Source organism: Dyadobacter sp. CY261 (assembly GCF_021440085.1).
Classification (GTDB): domain Bacteria; phylum Bacteroidota; class Bacteroidia; order Cytophagales; family Spirosomataceae; genus Dyadobacter.
The window spans coordinates 159,246-178,507 of sequence record NZ_JAKCPW010000008.1 but is presented as its reverse complement, the minus strand read 5'-3'; the positions used below and the strand labels follow the sequence as shown (position 1 = coordinate 178,507).

Annotated in this window: 19 protein-coding genes; 7 read left to right on the top strand and 12 right to left on the bottom strand. The window is 48.9% G+C overall.

Annotated elements, in window-relative coordinates:
• Positions 1-396: 396 nt before the first annotated feature.
• A complete protein-coding gene (locus tag LZD49_RS22220; RefSeq protein ID WP_234669866.1) occupies positions 397-1,797 on the top strand; it encodes a dicarboxylate/amino acid:cation symporter in 1,401 nt (466 codons plus the stop codon).
• 27 nt (positions 1,798-1,824) lie between these two features.
• Positions 1,825-2,181 (top strand): ArsC family reductase, encoded by a 357-nt coding sequence (locus tag LZD49_RS22215; RefSeq protein ID WP_234669865.1) that lies wholly within the window; start codon positions 1,825-1,827, stop codon positions 2,179-2,181.
• Here the strand turns inward: LZD49_RS22215 and LZD49_RS22210 are convergent.
• Positions 2,174-3,400: a THUMP-like domain-containing protein gene (locus tag LZD49_RS22210; protein WP_234669864.1), complete on the bottom strand. Its 1,227-nt coding sequence runs from the start codon at positions 3,398-3,400 to the stop codon at positions 2,174-2,176. The genes LZD49_RS22215 and LZD49_RS22210 overlap by 8 nt on opposite strands.
• Positions 3,401-3,648: 248 nt before the next feature.
• Here LZD49_RS22210 and acs point away from each other — a divergent pair, with 248 nt between their 5' ends.
• Positions 3,649-5,538, top strand: coding sequence for an acetate--CoA ligase (gene acs / locus LZD49_RS22205; RefSeq protein WP_234669863.1), 1,890 nt, complete (start codon positions 3,649-3,651; stop codon positions 5,536-5,538).
• 246 nt (positions 5,539-5,784) lie between these two features.
• On the opposite strand, the gene LZD49_RS22195 is transcribed toward acs, so the two are convergent.
• From LZD49_RS22195 to LZD49_RS22175, 5 genes are all read right to left on the bottom strand, one after another.
• Positions 5,785-6,321, bottom strand: a complete 537-nt coding sequence (locus tag LZD49_RS22195) for a YfiT family bacillithiol transferase (protein ID WP_234669862.1) — start codon at positions 6,319-6,321, stop codon at positions 5,785-5,787.
• 96 nt (positions 6,322-6,417) lie between these two features.
• Positions 6,418-7,212, bottom strand: a complete 795-nt coding sequence (locus tag LZD49_RS22190) for an inositol monophosphatase family protein (RefSeq protein ID WP_234669861.1) — start codon at positions 7,210-7,212, stop codon at positions 6,418-6,420.
• A complete protein-coding gene (locus tag LZD49_RS22185; RefSeq protein ID WP_234669860.1) occupies positions 7,178-8,473 on the bottom strand; it encodes a DUF4105 domain-containing protein in 1,296 nt (431 codons plus the stop codon). The genes LZD49_RS22190 and LZD49_RS22185 overlap by 35 nt, the downstream gene beginning before the upstream one ends.
• The gene (rsmI, locus tag LZD49_RS22180) at positions 8,463-9,164 is read right to left on the bottom strand and encodes a 16S rRNA (cytidine(1402)-2'-O)-methyltransferase (protein WP_234669859.1); all 702 of its coding nucleotides are present in this window, start codon (positions 9,162-9,164) and stop codon (positions 8,463-8,465) included. Before rsmI ends, LZD49_RS22185 begins: the two co-directional genes overlap by 11 nt.
• Positions 9,161-9,397 carry a 4a-hydroxytetrahydrobiopterin dehydratase gene (locus LZD49_RS22175; RefSeq protein WP_234669858.1) on the bottom strand — a complete coding sequence of 79 codons (237 nt, stop codon included), beginning with the start codon at positions 9,395-9,397 and terminating at the stop codon, positions 9,161-9,163. Before LZD49_RS22175 ends, rsmI begins: the two co-directional genes overlap by 4 nt.
• Positions 9,398-9,707: 310 nt before the next feature.
• On the opposite strand from LZD49_RS22175, the gene LZD49_RS22170 reads away from it, so the two are divergent.
• Genes LZD49_RS22170 through LZD49_RS22160 form a run of 3 tightly spaced genes read left to right on the top strand, consistent with a single transcriptional unit; the run spans position 9,708 to position 11,592 of the window.
• Positions 9,708-10,136 (top strand): OsmC family protein, encoded by a 429-nt coding sequence (locus LZD49_RS22170; RefSeq protein WP_234669857.1) that lies wholly within the window; start codon positions 9,708-9,710, stop codon positions 10,134-10,136.
• A gap of 12 nt (positions 10,137-10,148) precedes the next feature.
• A complete protein-coding gene (locus tag LZD49_RS22165) occupies positions 10,149-10,970 on the top strand; it encodes a thymidylate synthase (protein ID WP_234669856.1) in 822 nt (273 codons plus the stop codon).
• 13 nt (positions 10,971-10,983) lie between these two features.
• Positions 10,984-11,592, top strand: a complete 609-nt coding sequence (locus LZD49_RS22160; RefSeq protein ID WP_234669855.1) for a trimeric intracellular cation channel family protein — start codon at positions 10,984-10,986, stop codon at positions 11,590-11,592.
• Positions 11,593-11,745: 153 nt separating this feature from the next.
• Here the strand turns inward: LZD49_RS22160 and LZD49_RS22155 are convergent, their stop codons facing one another.
• Entirely contained in the window at positions 11,746-12,669 is a 924-nt protein-coding gene (locus tag LZD49_RS22155; RefSeq protein ID WP_234669854.1) for a DUF2911 domain-containing protein, read from the bottom strand.
• Between the two features lie 77 nt (positions 12,670-12,746).
• On the opposite strand from LZD49_RS22155, the gene LZD49_RS22150 reads away from it, so the two are divergent.
• On the top strand, positions 12,747-13,286 hold the full coding sequence (locus LZD49_RS22150) for an NUDIX hydrolase (protein ID WP_234669853.1): 540 nt from the start codon (positions 12,747-12,749) through the stop codon (positions 13,284-13,286).
• Here the strand turns inward: LZD49_RS22150 and LZD49_RS22145 are convergent.
• The 5 genes from LZD49_RS22145 to LZD49_RS22125 form a co-directional block, all read right to left on the bottom strand.
• Positions 13,273-14,937: a S8 family peptidase gene (locus LZD49_RS22145; protein WP_234669852.1), complete on the bottom strand. Its 1,665-nt coding sequence runs from the start codon at positions 14,935-14,937 to the stop codon at positions 13,273-13,275. The two genes, LZD49_RS22150 and LZD49_RS22145, sit on opposite strands and share 14 nt — an antisense overlap.
• A gap of 85 nt (positions 14,938-15,022) precedes the next feature.
• The gene (locus tag LZD49_RS22140) at positions 15,023-16,618 is read right to left on the bottom strand and encodes an FMN-binding glutamate synthase family protein (RefSeq protein WP_234669851.1); all 1,596 of its coding nucleotides are present in this window, start codon (positions 16,616-16,618) and stop codon (positions 15,023-15,025) included.
• 27 nt (positions 16,619-16,645) lie between these two features.
• Positions 16,646-17,881, bottom strand: coding sequence for a 3-phosphoshikimate 1-carboxyvinyltransferase (locus tag LZD49_RS22135; protein WP_234669850.1), 1,236 nt, complete (start codon positions 17,879-17,881; stop codon positions 16,646-16,648).
• A 28-nt stretch (positions 17,882-17,909) separates the two neighbouring features.
• The gene (locus LZD49_RS22130) at positions 17,910-18,524 is read right to left on the bottom strand and encodes a hypothetical protein (protein ID WP_234669849.1); all 615 of its coding nucleotides are present in this window, start codon (positions 18,522-18,524) and stop codon (positions 17,910-17,912) included.
• An 87-nt stretch (positions 18,525-18,611) separates the two neighbouring features.
• Positions 18,612-19,235 (bottom strand): DUF502 domain-containing protein, encoded by a 624-nt coding sequence (locus LZD49_RS22125; RefSeq protein WP_234669848.1) that lies wholly within the window; start codon positions 19,233-19,235, stop codon positions 18,612-18,614.
• Between the last annotated feature and the right edge of the window lie 27 nt (positions 19,236-19,262).

Here is a 19,262-nt window from a genome sequence, read left to right as displayed (position 1 = left end):
AACATATGGATTTTCGCAACCGGAGTCAAGGACTTTGATCATGTTTTGGTGTACCGGCGAAGTTCCGGGAGCCCGTTCGCATGAGATTTAATGTTAGGGTAACCTTGGAGGTTTCAAATTTTGTGCCAAATTGTACAGGAATTGGCGCTTTACAGCCTGCCTGCATCCGGCGGTACTTACCATGTTTTGCATTTGTCCAATACCTCCCGGGCTTTTAATTAAACGGTTGTTTATTTTATATTCTCTCTTCTGTTTAGTACAAACATTCATTATTATTGTTCAAAACATAATTAAATTCTGTGTTTTGCGTAAAATGCATTGGTTGTGTTGACAATCATTAATTTGATTTTTTATAAGTTTACCGTTACAAACTAATTAGGATACCAAATTCTCTGTATGAAGAGCAAGATTACCACTATCAATATCGTGCTGGTTACCATTGCCGCGATAGCCTCCGTTTTAAGTGCTTATGATATCCTGCCGTTATCCGATAGTGTACTGATCGGCCTCCGTTGGCTGGCACTGGCCAGTCTGGTCGTATATGCGATCATCAAAAGGAACCTTACGACTTCCATTCTGATTTCAATGCTCGTCGGAACGGAGATCGGCTACGATTTCCCGAAAATGGGTACCGAGCTGCATTTCTTGCGGCAAATCTTCCTGCAAATGATCAAAACGGTGATTGCGCCGCTACTTTTCGCGACGCTGGTCACCGGTATTGCCGGTCATTCCGATCTGAAACAGGTAGGCCGGATGGGTTGGAAGTCATTGCTGTATTTCGAGGTCGTAACCACGTTCGCATTGATCATCGGGCTATTTTTTGCCAACTGGTTCAAACCCGGCGTCGGTATTATCCCGCCGGAAAGCCTGAACGCCACACTGCCGAAAGTAAACCAGCAAACCTGGCAGGAAATTGTACTGCATTCATTTCCCGAGAACGTCGCGAAATCCATTTACCACGGCGAAGTATTGCAAATTGTCGTTTTCAGCGTGCTTTTCGGCATTAGTCTTGCATTGCTGCCTTCCGCAAAAAAAGAGAAATTTGTACACGGCGTAGAGCTTCTGGCGGAGGTAATGTTCAAGTTTACCAAGATCATCATGTATTTCGCACCTATCGGTGTGGGAGCGGCCATTGCCGAAACGGTAGGCCATATGGGGATCGATGTCTTGAAAAACCTCGCATTGCTGCTTGCCACATTATATTGTGCGCTGATCGTCTTCATCCTGATCGTATTCGTGCCGGTGGCGCTGGTTGCGAGAATTCCCGTTATTAAGTTCGCAAAAGCAATTTTTGAACCGGTTTCCATTGCGTTTGCTACTACAAGTTCGGAATCTGCATTACCCAAGGCGATGGAGAAAATGGAGAAGTTCGGCGTCCCTCGCCAGATCGTATCATTTGTGATGCCAACGGGTTACAGCTTCAACCTCGATGGTTCTACATTATATCTTGCATTAGCCACGGTATTCGTAGCGCAGGCAACGGGCACTGAAATGTCGATCGGGCAGCAGCTTACCATGGTATTATTGTTAATGCTCACCAGCAAAGGTGTGGCCGGTATCCCGCGGGCTACTTTGGTGATATTGTTAGGCGCGATCGCTAACTTTGGCATGCCCGAATGGCCTGTATTGCTGATCATGGGGATCGACGAGCTGATGGACATGGCCCGTACTTCGGTGAACGTGACGGGAAACTGTCTGGCAACGGCTGTTATTGCACGTTGGGAAGGTGAGCTCGATGATCAGAAAATGCACGATTCGGACAAGGTTGTGGAAGTACCCGTAGCCAGCGAAGTTTAATATCACGTCATTTTCACAGTAAATTTTATGTTGACCGTTTACGGGATCCCTAATTGCGATACCATTAAAAAAGCACGCACCTGGCTCGATAAAAACAAGGTGCCTTACCAATTTTACGATTACAGAAAGGACGGCATTAGCCCTGAAAAAATCAGCAGCTGGTTCAGCGAATTTCCCTGGGAGAAAGTTTTGAATAGGGCTTCCACCACCTGGAAAGAGCTCAGTGACGAAGAAAAGGCGGCGGTAACTGACGCAAAGTCGGCTGCGAAATTGCTTTCATCGAGTCCAACCGCCATCAAAAGGCCGGTGATCGAAGACGAAAACGGCAAAGCGCTCACGCTTGGTTACAACGAAAAAATCTACGAGGAAACTTACCTCAAATAGGTTTTACGCAAACAATGACGACTTTTGATTGATCGGCCAGGGTGGTGGCGAACAGATAATGGTCGCCACCATCTTTGAGTTTCCACTTCTTCCTTAACTCCTCGGGTTTCGCAGGGAAATTGCGCGTGGTAATATGGGCTTTATCGCCGACAATGTGCTGCGCAATCTCGCGGATATCGGGCTTGCAAACCGCCAATATTTTAAAGCTTCGGCCCGGAAAGTCGTTTACAAACGCTTCCGAGGTATAAAGTTGGCTGTGAATGGCCAATTTTTGCAGGTTAAACCTTATACAAAGCGTTTTAAATGCACCGGCTTTGAGTACAGCGGCATGCGGTTCATATAAATAACCAAGCGGTTTGGAATAACCGACAACAGCCGCACGCTCTTCTTCACGACTAAAATCCAGCTGATGAACAGGCTTTCCCCTGTGATCAACGATCCTGACTTTGATTTTGAAATCCTGCACCTGCATTTCCCGGTCGAGGACAAATAGCAGCTCTTTACATTCCTGCTCATAGCCCATTACATGCACCTCTTTCAACTTTTGAAGCTCTTTGGAGGCAAGATCGATGTCAAGCAATGGAGAGGTTTTGATCAGAATATTGGGCGCTGCTTTAAACAGCAGTGGTAGGTTACCGGCCACATCGGGGGTGCAATCGGCAAGGCGGACAACTTTTTCCTTGTTGGCGTCACGGCGGGCAGGGTCGGCGTAGAGCCAGTCGGAGATTAGGCCGTCGTGCAACGCGTTGAGCGACTCGCCCGTGTGTATATGAATGTGCGTAGCTCCCAGTTGCGTGAAGTTGTAAGCGGCACTGGAAGCCACTTCGGGTTGTTGTTCGAAATAATGGGTTTCGGTGAAGCTGCGGCTCATATAGTAGCAATCGATGCCCATTCCGCCAGTAACGTCGGTCAGCGTATTGCCCGAAACGATACTTGATTTATAAAGTGCCGTAGCTTCCGACGAACACTGCTCTACGGACAATGCAGGCGGGAAAAAGAGTCTTTCGTTAGCCGACCATTCTGGCAGTTTTTTCAAGGCCTTCTGCCGTGACTGGATTTGTCCCGCCAGTTTTCTTACATCCAGTCCTCTAAATTTACCGGCTTTCAAAATCAGCTCGCCCGCATTGTCATGCAAATGTTCGCGAATGAATGTCATTTCTGCATCCGTAAACCCTTTTTGCTCACCGTCAGCCGCCAGCGTATCCTTGCCTGTATCCATTTGTTCAACTAGTTCTGGTTCCGAAAGTACATCATTTTTGCCGGGCGGCGATAACAGGGAAGCTGCGAAGGGGCAATTTGAAATATTATCAGAATCATAGCAAAAGTCGATGCCCTGCTACCAATTGATACTCAGTAAAATGGCCTGTATGTGTCCTTAATACAGTTTCTTTCTGAGTAGGACTAACCAAATGAAAATTATAACTTGTCGCTCAATCCTAAATTTCCCTGTTTAAAACCTTTATTATCATGAGAATTAAGACCTTTGAAGAGTATAAGGTTGCCTACCAGCAAAGTGTAGACGATCCCGAAGGTTTCTGGGCAGAAGTGGCCCAACAATTTCAATGGCGTAAACCGTGGAAGAAAGTGCTAAGCTGGGACTTTCAGGAAGCGCGTACGAAATGGTTTGAAGGTGGTGTAATGAACATCACGGAAAACGCGCTGGACCGCCACCTGGCCGAACGCGGTGATCAGCCCGCGATTATCTGGGAACCTAACAACCCAGAGGACAAGGCGGTGACACTCACCTACAACGTATTGTTTGACCAGGTTTGCCGTTTTGCCAATGTGTTGAAGAAACATGGCGTGCAAAAAGGCGACAGGGTTTGTATATACCTGCCGATGGTGCCTGAGCTGACTGTTGCTGTGCTCGCCTGTGCGCGTATCGGTGCGGTGCATTCGGTGGTTTTTGGTGGCTTTTCTGCAAAATCCATTGCCGACAGGATCAATGACGCAGAATGCACAATGGTGATCACTTCCGACGGCGCATTCCGCGGCCCTAAGGTGATTCCTATGAAAGACACTGTGGATGAGGCGCTTGTACAATGTTCTTCTGTTAAAAACGTGATCGTGATGACGCGTACCCGTACCCCGGTGCATATGCTGAAAGGCCGGGATCTGTGGTGGGAAGAAGAAGTAAAACAAGTGAATTCCGTGTGCCCGGCCGAGCCGATGGACGCTGAGGATATGCTTTTCATTCTCTATACTTCCGGGTCGACAGGGAAACCGAAAGGTGTAGTGCATACCTGCGGCGGTTACATGATCTACGCGACGTACACATTTGCGAATGTATTCCAGTATGAACCAGGCGAAGTGCATTTCTGTACGGCCGATATTGGCTGGATCACCGGTCACAGCTACATTGTTTACGGGCCGCTTTGCTACGGTGCTACTTCCGTGGTGTTCGAGGGTGTTCCAACTTACCCGGATGCAAGCCGTTTTTGGAAAATTGTTGAAAGACATAAAGTAAATATCCTGTACACGGCTCCTACGGCCATCCGCTCGCTGATGGGCTTTGGTCTGGATTACGTAAAAGGACATGATTTCTCTTCTTTGCGCAAACTTGGTTCGGTAGGGGAGCCTATCAACGAGGAAGCATGGCATTGGTACAAAACCAACATCGGCGGTGACCATTGCCCGTTGGTCGACACCTGGTGGCAGACCGAAAACGGCGGTATCATGATTTCGCCGTTGGCCGGCATCACGCCCGAAAAACCGACATTCGCTACATTGCCATTGCCGGGCATTCAGCCTGTGCTGGTAGATGAAGCTGGCCAGGAAATAGAAGGAAATGGCGTAAGTGGTAACCTTTGTATTAAATTTCCGTGGCCGGGCATCATCCGCACTACCTACGGCGACCACGAGCGCTGCCGCCAAACCTACTTCTCGGCTTACCCCGGGAAGTATTTCACGGGCGACGGCTGCTTGCGCGACGAGGACGGATACTACCGCATCACTGGCCGCGTCGATGACGTACTGAACGTATCTGGTCACCGTATTGGTACTGCCGAGGTGGAGAATGCGATCAATATGCACCTTGGCGTCGTAGAATCGGCGGTAGTCGGTTACCCGCACGATATCAAGGGCCAAGGCATTTACGCTTACGTAATCACGGAGCATGCGCCGGACGATCCTGAAATGTTCAGAAAAGATATTTCTGCGACCGTTTCCCGAATTATCGGTCCGATCGCGAGACCTGATAAAGTTCAGTTTGTTTCTGGTCTGCCAAAAACACGTTCCGGCAAGATCATGCGCCGGATTCTAAGAAAAATTTCGGAAGGTGATGTGAGCAACCTGGGCGATACATCGACGTTGCTGGACCCTGCTGTTGTGGAGGAGATCAAGGCAGGTAAATTGTAAGATCCGAATTGAGATTCATAAGTCAAAAGGCCCCATTTTGGGGCCTTTTGCATTCTCTGAGCGAGAAATCTATTTGATTTTAACCGAACTCACTTTATCCGCAGCGCATCCACATCCTTTTGCACAGCCGCCGCTGTTACGCCTATCAAACGCCTGCCATATCCGCCAGCCCATATAACCTGCAGCCAACAGAAACAATATATAAACGACGATTCGTTGAGTTTCCATAAACACCTTAACTGCAATTTACTGCCAATTGTTCCGCTGCGCCAGCCTGAATGCATGCTGATAATGGTGCTCGCTGTGCCATGCATAATTGGCTATGACTTCATCGAGACGGAAAGATTTCTGAGAGCCGGGGTGAAAGTAGGTTCGTGCAAGATCATTTTCATCCAACGAATTCAGTAACAGCACCCAGCGTAAATGCACATAGCGGATGAGCTGTAACGAAAGTTCCACTTGCGCCGTTTTCGCATCTGGTAACTCTGCCCACAGTTGCTCTTCATAAGGCTTGATCACCGGATTATCCTCTGTCATGGCCAGCCTGCAACGCGTGTAAGCATTGATATGGCTATCGGCCACATGGTGAATCAATTGCCGCACCGTCCAGCCCTCCGGGCGATATGGAGTGTCCAGCTTATGATCATCCCATCCGCCCAGTAAATTGATGAATTTAGAAGGCAATGCACTTATAATCTGAATATTGGTTTTTATTTCGGCAGGGGTATAGCTATCCTGCGCTTGGAAGTCTCCAATAGGGTAGCGGAGGTCGTACGGGTTCATGTGTGGTGGTGTTAATGAGTGAATTTTGAATAACTGAATAGGAAGGCGTGCAATATCCTGACCTATTGACATCCTGACCTAAGGACTTCTAACTGTTTAGAAATTTTCACTGATCACCTGCACCAGTTCGGGGTGTGCTCCGGGGGCTGCTGCGATAATGTCGCCTCCGAAAAGGTAATTGTCGCCGCCTTTGAAATCAGTTACAATGCCGCCGGCTTCTTTGATGAGCAGCGTACCTGCTGCCATGTCCCAGGAATTGAGATTGTATTCATAGAAACCATCGAAACGGCCTGCTGCCACGTATGCCAAATCTACCGCTGCCGCGCCCATGCGGCGGATGCCGTGGGTTTTTTGCATGAGGAGTTCGAGGATGTACATATAGCGTTTTTGCTTTTCAAAGCGGGAGTAGGGGAAGCCGGTGGCAATGAGGGAGTCCTGCAATCTGGGGACGGTCGAGATCCTGATATTTTTTCCATTGCACCAGGCACCGCCGCCTTTCCAGGTGTAAAACATTTCATTCAGGCTCGGCTCGTGGATCACGCCTACAAGCAGTTCTTTCCCGCGGGCGAGGCCTACACTCACGCAATACACGGGGATGCCGTGGATGAAATTCGTGGTGCCGTCGAGCGGATCGATGATCCAGTTCAATGCGCTTGGATCGGGTTCCTGGCCGGTGGTGCCTTCTTCGGTGATGAAACTGGCTTCGGGAAGGATTTCCTGCAAACCAGCCACCAGGAGCTTTTCAGCTTCCTTGTCGACGTAGGATACCAAGTTGTTGAGGTCTTTGTACTCGATTTTATCACGAGAAAAAAGGGCTGCTTCCTGCTGGATAAATGAGGACGCCTGCCTTACTATTTCAATGGTTTTTTGTGTCAGCAACTCCAGATCCATACGCAATTTCCTTTTTAGGAATTTTTGAAAGTGAATTGTTAATATAGTAAACCCTGATGATCAGCATCGCCAGGATAGGAATGACCACATAATTATGCTTCATCACATTGCCGGTTGCGCAAAGTAACAGAAATGCATAAAAAATCAACAGATATTGAAACCAGCTGGGTTTCCTGGTTTTCGAAAGGGAAAAAATAAGGGGCATCCACAATGGAAATGCCCAGAGCACATCATAATTCCAGCTGGTCACGCCGTGGTTCGTGCCAAACCAGAGAAGCAGCAAAATCCAGCCTGCAAGCCCGGCAATGCCGAAAAGTATTTTATCAAGTACAAAATCGACCCGTTCGGTGCGGATTTGCCAGTAGGTAAACGCGAGTGTCAGGATGGCCAGCGACCAAAAAACGACCGTTGGTGTCAGCGGGCTAACGGGCGGTGCGGGGGCAGCTGTAAATATTTTCCGTGTTGCGGATACCAGCGGAACCGTGCCGTTTGCTGTTTTTACCTTTGCATCCGCAAATGCAATGGCCAGGTTATCGGGCAAAAATGTGGCCTGCTCGGGCGTGGCGATTTCGTCCGATGGCGCTCCTATGGCGAGATCCATTCCGAAATCGGCCCAGGGGTTTTGTTTGAATGCATACCGGTCGATCCACTGGCGGAAGCTCAATTTTTCTTTGGTGTAACCATTGTAAATGAGGCTGTCGCCAACAGCTGCTTTCAATGCCACGGTCATGCGCGTGGCGCAGTTGTCGTAAAAGAATTTGTATTGATATTCCCGGTTTTCGGGCAGGTAATTGTTTTCGAGGAAATTATACAGTCTTTGTTTTTGGGGAATCGAGAGATTTAAAACCTGCTCTGAAATAGAGCGGTTTTCTTCCTGGTAATGCGCTACCTGATAGGAAAGCGGCGAAACGGAAATGCTGTATGGCAAAGTCCCTCTCAGGAATTTGATATAAAAATTACCTTCCTGGAAACTGAATGTGCCATAATTGAACGCACGGTCAATGCCTGTTACTGGATCGTTGACCCAAAGTACGCTATGGCCAAAGCCGGAATACAATTCCTGTCCCGGGGCAATAGTAACGAGGCTGATCTTTGCCGAAGGGCTCAAAGTCGTGAATTGCGCATGCAAAACCGACGGATTAGCCAGCCATAGAAGGCTTAAAAGCATTCCGAACCGCAGAAGCGACCATTGAAATACGAAACGTCGGCGCATGATGTGAGAGGGGAAATGCATATTGTTGGTTAAATGGTTAATCCTCATCTTCATCGGATTTTCTTTTATCATCAGCCTTTCCTGCCACCACGATCACGATTTCGCCTTTCACAGGCTTGTCGCCGAAATGCGCAATCACTTCGGTAACTGTCCCACGAACGTTCTCTTCAAACATCTTGCTCAATTCCCGCGATACGGAAACCTGCCTGTCAGGCCCGAAAAACTCCGAAAACTGCTGTAATGCCTTCACCAATCGGTGCGGCGATTCGTAGAAAACCATTGTCCGCTCCTCGTTGACGAGGTTTTGCAGGCGGGTCTGCCGACCTTTTTTATGTGGCAAAAAGCCTTCAAATGTAAAACGGTCGTTAGGCAAGCCAGAATTGACCAGTGCGGGTACAAACGCGGTAGGCCCGGGCAGGCATTCAACGGGTACGCCCTCGCGGATGCATGCGCGCACGAGCAGGAAACCGGGATCGGAAATGGCCGGGGTGCCTGCGTCGGATACAAGCGCCATCGTCTCACCCTTGCGGATGCGTTCGACCACGCGCGAGACGGTCTGGTGCTCGTTATGAATGTGATAGCTGTGCAAAGGTTTCGAAATGCCCAGATGTTTAAGCAGGTTCCCCGACGTGCGGGTGTCTTCTGCCAGGACTACATCGACGTTTTTCAAGACGTTGATAGCCCTTAATGTAATGTCTTCGAGGTTGCCGATCGGCGTAGGTACTATATAGAGTTTCATGTGTTATAAATCCGGTCGATCGCAGCGGCCAGCTTGTGGTCCTTTTCTGTTACGACGTCGCCGGCATCGTGGGTATTCAATTCAAAACTAACCTTGTTGTACATATTGGTCCAGAAAGGATGATGGTCCATTTCGTTCACAACATCGGCCACTTTGTTCATAAAGGCAAAAGCTTCCCGAAAATCCTTGAATGAAAAGCTTTTTTTGAGTTTGTTATCTTCTTCCTGCCACATGGTTTCTGGTATTTTGTTGTAATACTTTTTGCCAAAATACCCATGCCATCGGAGATTTCAGGCTCGATTTCTACCCCCGAATATAGCGCTAATCTTTCTGAAATTCCGAGGTGCGGTAGCCGATTCGGGTGCATTCAAGTATATTTGAACTTTGGCCGGTCTCAAAGCCGTTACAGCTATACGAGGCGACCGGGCGTGTCGGCCGGAGGCCTCCGCAATAGTCGGCACGAAGCAGGAGCTTCGAGCCATATTTAAGCCTTGCGCCATTGCATTATTAATTAAAGACGGCTTTCGGGAGAAGGCAACCATTATGAAAGTAGAACTAGTCCGCGTGAATGACGCCTTCCATTTCGAAGGCACCGGTTCCTCCGAAGTAAAAGTACATACCGACGGCTCGCCTGAAATTGGCGGTACCAATCTGGGCGTGAGGCCGATGGAGCTGTTGCTGATGGGCCTCGCAAGCTGCAGTGCCATTGACGTAGTGCTTATCCTCAAAAAGCAGCGCCAGGACATCACTGACTTCCGCATTGTGGCCGACGGTGACCGTGAGCAGGAGCCTGATACAAAGCGTAAACCTTTCCGGAAAATCCATTTGACCTTCAAATTCGCAGGTAACAACCTCGACGAGAGCAAGATCAACCGCGCGATCGGCCTTTCGATGGAGAAATACTGCTCGGCAACCGCACAATTGGAAGCGTTGGCGACCATTACTTATGACGTTGAAATCGCTTCGGTGTAATATCAAATATCCATGCAACAATACCACGACCTGCTGCGCCATATTCTGAAAGAGGGCGTTAAGAAAACAGACCGGACCGGCACCGGCACCATCAGTGTTTTTGGCTATCAAATGCGTTTCGACCTGAAAAAGGGATTTCCCTTGGTTACGACCAAAAAGGTGCATACCAAATCGATTATCCATGAATTGCTTTGGTTTTTACAGGGCGATACCAACATCGGTTACCTGAAAGAGCACGGCGTGTCGATCTGGGATGAATGGGCGGATGAAAATGGCGACCTCGGTCCGGTTTACGGCAAGCAATGGAGAAGTTGGGAAGGTGCCGACGGGAAATCCGTTGATCAATTGCAGGAGGTTTTGAAACAACTCAAAAATTCGCCGGACTCGCGCAGGATCATCGTTTCGGCTTGGAACCCTTCCGAACTGCCGCAAATGAAGCTGCACCCATGCCATGCGTTGTTCCAGTTTTACGTGGCACCACCTGATACCGAGGCCGGTGAAACGAAGGGTAAGCTCTCGTGCCAGCTTTATCAACGCAGTGCGGATGTATTCCTGGGCGTACCGTTCAACATCGCAAGTTATGCATTGCTGACGATGATGATTGCCCGTGAATGCGACCTGGATCTGGGCGATTTTGTATGGACCGGCGGCGATACCCACATCTACTTGAACCACCTCGAACAGGTTGAAACTCAACTTAGCCGGGAGCCTAGGGCATTACCGGAGTTAATACTAAACCCGGCAATCAAAAATGTATTAGACTTTAAATTTGAAGATTTCGAACTCCGGAACTATAACCCATGGCCGGGGATCAAGGCTCCGGTAGCCGTGTAAAGATCGCCGCGGAATGAGTATTCAATACATATTAGAAATCGTCGGAACATTCGCATTCGCGATTTCCGGCGCGTTGGCTGTGAAGGATCAGAAGCACCAGGATTGGTTTGGTGCGAGCTTCACAGCCTTTATTTCATCCATTGGCGGCGGTACGCTCCGTGACATGCTGCTGGATAGTTACCCGTTGGTGTGGATCAGCGATATTACCATCATCCACGCCATTATTCTGGGCATTATCGTCACATTTGTTTTCTACAAATTCCTGCTGAGGCTGAGAAAAACACTGTTTTTGTTCGACACTTTCGGTATCGCGCTTTTTACTTTGGTAGGGATGGAAAAAGCCTTGCATTTGGGAGTAAGGCCCGAAATTGCCGTGATAATGGGCGTTTTTACGGCCACGATGGGCGGGGTGATCCGGGATGTGATGACGAACGAAATCCCGATCATTTACCGAAAGGAAGTGTACGCGACGGCCTGCTTCACCGGTGCTTGTTTTTATCTGATTCTTGACAGTCTGGGCGTCGAACGCAATACCACCTTTATTGCTTCGGCCTTACTTATCATCGTGATCCGCATCCTGGCGGTGCGTTACCAATGGAGCGTTCCGCGGTTTTTCAGGTAAAAAGATGAGGTTGCATCAAGGTGATTGAGCTGTCACCCTGAGCGAAGTCGAAGGGCATTGTGCGATGCATTTTTACCGCCCTTCGACTACGCTGAGGGTGACAACGAAGCGTTTTTTGAAACAACCTGCATTCAATTCTTCCCTGATTCCTGATTATTTCTTCTTCTTTTTAACCGCAGTTGCAGCAGCTTCTTTCACCGGTGCAGCTTTGGCCTGCATTTCAGAAATCGCTTTCTCGACCTGCGGCTTGTAGAAGTTGTAAGCTCCGTCGGGAGCGGCTGCGCCTACTGTCAATGCTTTTTGCGCCACGGGTATTGCCTCTGCGGTTTTGCCTAGTTTGTTCAGAATTTGTGCTTTCGTCCATAATGCGCCGAAAGATTCTTTCAAGCCAATCGCTTTATCGGCCAATGAAAGCGCTACCTGCAAATCTTTACCTTTTGAAAGCAGGTAACCCGCTGTGCTTTGTAATGTGGCTACGTCCTCTGGTTTCTCCGCTACCGCTTTATTCAAGGCTGTCAATGTCAATGATTCAGTGCTTACGGCAAGAGGCACAGGCACATTTACCGACGACCACGACAAGTTCAAGAATGCCGTGCTATCTGTTACCGGTACGATCTCGATTTTGAATGCCTCGTTAAATTCATTGGAAGTAGGCACCACCGTTGCACGGGCTACATCTTCCGATTCTTTATAGTTGTCGCTTCCACCCTGATTGTAATTTTTGTTTAAAATCACGGTCCAGGCGGCCCCGTTAGGGATTGAGAACAACGCATACTTGCCGGCGGGCACCTTTTTGCCTCCGAATGTAAACTCGGTGCTGGCTTCGAATAGGGTGGCCATATTGGCACCGGTACGCCAAAGCTGGTCGTAGGGGGCCAATGCAGATTCATTTGCGAACACTTTACGGCCTTTGAGGAATGGGCGGGAATATTGAATGGTAAAATCGGTAACACCAACGGTTTGTATTACAGTGGCTGCCGGACTTGCTTGTGGGACGCGTTGCGCCGTTGCCCTGGGCACTAATGCGCTGGTCGCCATCAGGGCAGCGAGAGACATGGATAATAGATACTTTTTCATTGTTTGAATAAGGTGGTTTATTGCTTCCGGTTGTTAAACTTGTGGTGAAATTAGAATGAAAAAACCAGATAGTCTAAATGAAGAGGGACAGTTTGCTTGCATTGCTGGCATCATACGAGCCTGAGCCGGGTTTTGAGGCGGATATGCATCATGATACAGTCGATTTTGTGAAACAACATCCCGATTGTTTCGAACGGAGCCTTTTGAAAGGACACATTACGGCGTCGGGTTGGGTGCTTTCACCCGGCAGGGATTCGGTATTACTCATGCACCACCGCAAACTCGACCGCTGGTTCCAGCCCGGCGGACATTGCGACGGTGACCCGGATGTAAAGGAAGTTGCGATGAAGGAAGTCGTGGAGGAAACTGGTATCAGCAATTTGCAGGCTTTGAAAGAAGGCATTTTTGATGTGGACATACACCTTATTCCCGCCAGGAAAGATGTGCCCGAACATTACCATTACGACATTCGCTTTGCATTCAAAGCCGAGGAAGGACAGGAAATCTTGCTGAACAGCGAATCTAATGACGTGCAATGGGTGCCTCTGCCGAAGGTTCAGGAATACCACGACTCGGAATCAATTATGCGGATGGTCCGGAAGACTAGTTCTTTATAAACTTCAATGTGCGTTCGAGATCATCGACTTTCAAACGAACGAGATAAAGTCCAGACGAGAGCTGGCCGGTTGCAATAGTATGTTTAGCACTAAGGCGTGTGGTCGCGGAATGCATCTCTGCCCCGCTTGATGAGTACAGGCTTACATTGGCTGTTTTACCAACCAGCGTTTGTGGTATCGAAAGCGTTACTTCGTTTTGGGCCGGATTGGGCGAAAGCACGACTGAACTCAGCAATTCGTTTTCGGTACCGAGCGGGGAAAACTCACTTTTTGCTATTTCCTGCGCCTTCACGGCATTGGGGACTCCGTAACCAAGGAAATTATCCGGCGACGCTGACAAATGACCTGATTTTTTTAGTACGTAAATCACCTGCTGGGCGGTAAGCTGCGGAAATGCCTGCCATACGATTGCAGCCAGACCTGCAATTTGCGGTGCAGAAAACGAGGTCCCGGAACTTGAAGACGCACCGCCTGCCAAATCGCCTACAATAGTACCCTGACCAACCGCGGCTACATCCGGCTTTTGAACCCCCGCTGCATTAGGTCCGATGGAGCTTAATGAAGCGTAGCTCCGATCGTAATTGGTTGCTCCGACGGTCAGCACAGAATCTACATCGGCCGGAGCTCCTATATATTGCCAGCTATTGTAGCCGTCATTGCCCGCCGAATTGACGACCAATATTCCTTTGCGGGTGGCATAGCGTGCAGCGCGGCTGACAATGGTTGTTTTTCCGTCCATGTCCTTATAGGTGTGGTTGTACGCGGGTGAATCGAACTCGTCGTCGAACGTGGTGTAGCCAAGCGAAGAATTGATCACATCCACGCCGAGGCTATCAGAACGTTCGGCCGCCATAAGCCATGTGATTTCCTCGTAGGGTGATTCGCCGGAATTGTTTTCCGTAATGTAAAGCGCAAATGAGGCCTTGAATGCAGCTCCAACCAATGTACCAGGCAGATGGGCGGCAATCGTGGACATCACATTCAGGCCGTGGAAGCCGTCGTTGTAGATATTGCCATCGCGCGCCACAAAATCGTGGGTGTCTATGATTCGCTTTTCGTCACGGAGCTGTTTGAAATAAGCAACTTCATCGGCCTTCGCAAATCCGTTGTCTAATATCGCAATGAGCATGTTTTCGCCCTGGAAGCCTTTTTTGTGCAAATCGGCCACTTCCATGAGTGCGAGCTGGGCGTTCATTCTTCCGTAATCGATGTCTTCAGTAGTGCCGAGCTTTTGATGGGTGGCAGCCGTACGGGCAATGCCCGGTGATTTAGACGTAATATTGGCTACCGGCAAGTTCAGTTCAACGCCTTTGTAGAAAGGCATTTTCTTGATATCCGCAAGCTGGGTGTCGGAAGCTTCTATTAGCGCTCCATTAAACCAACGCGTGGGGTAAATAACCTTGGCACCGATTTGCCGGATGGCGAAAAGGTATCCTTCATTAACCGGGAAATCCGACTCGTTAATGGCGATATTCTGCTTTTTACGACGGTCGATTGCTCTCTGAGATAAAAATTCATTCGGTTTGTCGACGGAATAAGTCCCGCCGGTTTTGTCTTTAAACAAAACCAAATATCTGGGATTACTCTGTGCAAAGGCGATGGCCTGGGCAAGAATGAACGAAAGTGTGGTTAGCAGTATAGTTTTTCTCATGGATCCGGATTTTAGAAAGCAACGTTTCACGCCATTGTTTCTATATACTTTTCCCAAAGCAAAAGTGTGGAGAAATATCCTGCGGTCAGGCTACTTTTTCACCGGGTATCGCGCGTCCACCGAGATGATCACATTCTAGTAACGCTTTGATGCCGGGGTAGGGAACCACTGTTTTGAGATAACCATAATTGTCGGCTAATGTAATAGTCCGGTTATTATCCCCCATCGAAATATCGATATCTGCCATTCCAAACTGACATGGATGCTCATAACCGGTGGCATGGGTTATCTCGATGATCTCCTTGGCCAGGGTCGTCATATAATTGCTGAAACGCTCACTTTTTAAGGTCGGGTCAATGCCCGACTCCAGCCATTTGTTGTTGGTGGCAATGCCTGTCGGGCAACGGTTGGTATGGCAGCTTTGCGCCTGAATGCAGCCGATTGAAAGCATTGCCTCCCGGGCTACATTGATTACGTCCGCACCCATGGCAAAGGCCATTACAGCCTGTGCAGGCAACCCAAGCTTGCCCGAAGCGATGAATGTGATCTTATCATTGATATTCCGTTTCTGAAATATTTTATAAACCGAACTGAATGCAAATACCCAGGGCAATGAAACATGGTCGGCAAAAGAAGGGGGTGCTGCGCCGGTACCGCCTTCGCCGCCGTCGATCGTGATAAAATCAGGCCCTTTTCCGGTTTCGACCATCAGATCAGCTAGTTCTTCCCACATATCAGTTTTCCCAACTGCCGATTTGATACCGACCGGCAGCCCGGTTGCTGCGGCCATTTGTTCAATAAAATCGACCATGCCGCGCACATCGGAGAATGCGCTGTGATAAGGCGGAGAAACAACATCCTTGCCAATTGGTACACCACGAATTTCAGCGATTTCGGCCGTGATCTTGCTGGCGGGGAGCACGCCGCCTTTGCCTGGTTTTGCGCCCTGAGATAATTTAAGTTCGATCATCCTCACGGTCGGATTGTTGCGCATTAGTGCTACCAGCTTGTCCATGACAAAATTGCCGTCGTCATCGCGCACACCAAAATAGGAAGTTCCCATATTGAAAACCACATCAGCGCCATATTTATGGTATGGGGAGAGTCCACCCTCACCGGTATTATGGTAGTTCCCGAATTTGTAAGAGCCTTTATTCAGGGATTCAATGGCACGTGCCGACAAGGATCCGTAGCTCATTGCGCTCACGTTCACCACCGAACGTGGGCGGTATGGACGTTTGCGCTTGTGAAATTCGCCAATGACTTTTGCAGAAGGAATGGTATAATGGTGCGGGTCGTTGCCGTTTTTGACATTATGACTATGCGTGGAATCCACCCGGAACGGCAGCATGGCAGGTTTTATAAAGACATAACCCGCTTCCTGCATGTTCTGGTCGGTACCGAAACCCTGGTAGTTATTTTCCTTTTTGGACGAAGCGTAGATCCAGGAGCGCTGCCGACGGTTGAACGGCAGTTCTTCGCGATTGTTCGCGACAATGTATTGGCGCAGTTCTGGCCCGATCGTCTCGATCATGTACCGGAAATGCCCTACCAGCGGAAAGTTATGCTGAATGGTGTGCCTTTTTTGTAAAATATCCCTGAGGGCGATAATAATAGCGATGGCTAATATAATATAGAGCCAAACAGGCACTGATGCCAGAAAGGACCAGACAGTTTCCATAAAACAGTTCCGTGATGGTGAATATTCCTAAACTTCTTCCCAGGTGGTAACCTTCGCAAGGTCGTTCCAATAGCCGGGATAAGATTTGACGACCACACCGGGCTCTTCGATCAGGATCGGGCTTACCATGCCTACGGGCGCAAACGCCATTGCCATACGGTGGTCGTCGTAGGTGTGAATGGAAGGCACAGGGTCCGTCGGGATATCGGTGAGGGTCGTTACTTCATATAAGTGGTCTTTCTCCACTTCTTTCAATTCCGCGCCCAGCTTTTTGAGCTCTTGCTGCAATGCAAAAATCCTGTCGGTTTCCTTAATTTTAAGACTTTCTACGCCGGTTAGTGAAAGGCGGATTTTCTTCATTGCGCCAACAACGGCGACGGTTTGAGCCAGATCGGGGCAATTGGTGAAATCCCAGCCGAGCGATGCCTTTGCCGGAATTTTAGTCAAAAATACACCACGATCGGTAAAAACGCTTTCCACGCCGAGGTGACGCATAATGTCCACGATTGCGCTGTCGCCTTGCAGTGAATTCTTCTTCAATCCCAACAATTCCACCTCCGCATCTTCTGCCAATGCCACGATGCTGTACCAGTAGCTGGCACCCGACCAGTCGGATTCGATCGCGTAAGGTCTGGGTTGATATTTGAATGGGGGAATGGTCAATACATTATTTTGCCAGTCAGCCTGGTATTCAATACCAAAATGCGCCATCTGGTTTAGCGTCATTTCAATATAAGGGCGTGAACCAACTTCGCCTTCCAGTGTGATCCTTAAACCACTCGGAAGTTGCGGCGCGATCATCAGCAATGCCGAAATGTACTGGCTGCTTACGTCGCCGCGCATGGTCAGCTCGTTGTCTCCCGAATAATTGAAGCCATTTAATTGCAATGGCGGGTAACCTTCAACCTTCTCGTAAGTAATGTCCGCCCCAAGCTTACGCAGCGCGTCGACGAGGATGCCGATCGGCCGCTCGCACATACGTGGCGTGCCGGTCATCGTTTTTTTTTGGTCGGTTACGGCAAAATAGGCTGTCAGGAAGCGCATTGTCGTTCCAGCATCGATCACATCCGCGATAGGATCATTTGAATTGAGCAGACGGAGCATGGTTTGCGAGTCGCGGGCTTCGGAAATGTTCGTCAGCTCCGACTGGAAGCCGGTAAGCGCATTGATGATCAGCGCGCGGTTACATTCACTTTTGGATGCGGCAAGCTGTATTTCTGCACGTATGGGTTGTTGGGGGGGATTGACGAGAATGGATTTCAATTTTTTAATATTAATGGTATTTCAATACTTAATAGGTTTCAAGCACTTTCAGTTTATTCCTTGAATTGATTTTTAACGAAGCAAATGTGAATTTATAACAAATAAAACCCGCAACCATCAATGAACCGCCGATCACGAGCGTGCCGGTGTCGGTGGTGTAGCGTTTGTTGTCGACGCCTTTGTTAAAGAAATCGGCCCCGATAAATATCAAACCGGCCAAAGGCAGTAATGGCGCTGCTTGTGAAATGAACGGGATCCTTCTCGAAACCTTCATCAGCCGTACATCTTCCAGCAATATCCGTTGGTAATCCATCCGGCCCACCGCCTCGTTCGCCACCCCGAACGTAAAGCCCGTATCATCGACGGAAGCGATGGTTTCATTGAAGCGGATCGTTTCGTTTTTCATCCGGAACCTGATATTGTCTCCGGGGAAGAAGCGGTATCTGTGAAATCCGCCGATAAATGGGGAAGCGTCGAGTACCAGGTATTTTTGTCCAGGTGTAGCGATCACGCGGCTGCTGCTGCCCTGTTTTAGGAAAAGTTCTTCACTGGAAAGGGTTTTTTTAGGGTCGTAATGGTCCTGCGACCATACTTCGGTATTCCCCAGGAAAAGCAAAACGACAATGAAAAGTAGTTGTCTCATAGTACTAAAAGAATGGTTCAAATATAGGGAATCATTCTCTTAAACGGGCACAACTGTTGCATTGTTGCTTATTAAAAACGGGTTAAACTAGTCCTCCTCAGGGGTTTCCTCCTTTGAAACCTTTACGGAGACACCACCGGATACAAGCATTTTCATCACATCCGTAGCCTTCGCTTCGATGGGCGTCACGTTGTCGGCGGGAACAATGAAGAGCTCACCCGAAAGCGAATAGGAGAGAGGCATGTACACAGCCACATGATCTGCGATTTTTAGGTGGCTTAGGTCGGTTTGCGTAATGAAACCGATCTTTTTGATAGCAGTATCCTTGTACATGGTCACCAGGACCGGCTGGTTGAATTTCTTTTTGTCCCCAACAAATGCAAGAATGAGGTCTTTGATGGAATAGTAGATCAAACTCACCAGCGGAATGCGCCGCATAATGCTTTCGGTGAATTTAAAAAACGACTGCGGAACGATCGTCGAGAACAAAAAACCAAGCAGGATAATGCCGAAAATGATGATCAGTACGCCCAGGCCGGGCAGGTAAACGCTCTGTTTGTTCGAAATCCGGATGTCGATAGGCAGAATACTGTCGAGGTATTGCACGCCCGACCAGATGATCAGCGCGGTTGCGTACAGTGGTGCCACCAGCACAAGTCCCCGGATGAAGTAGCTGATGATGCGTTTGAGGAATGAGTTTTTAATTTCCATATTTGCACGTCCGGCGTGCTGGTTTGC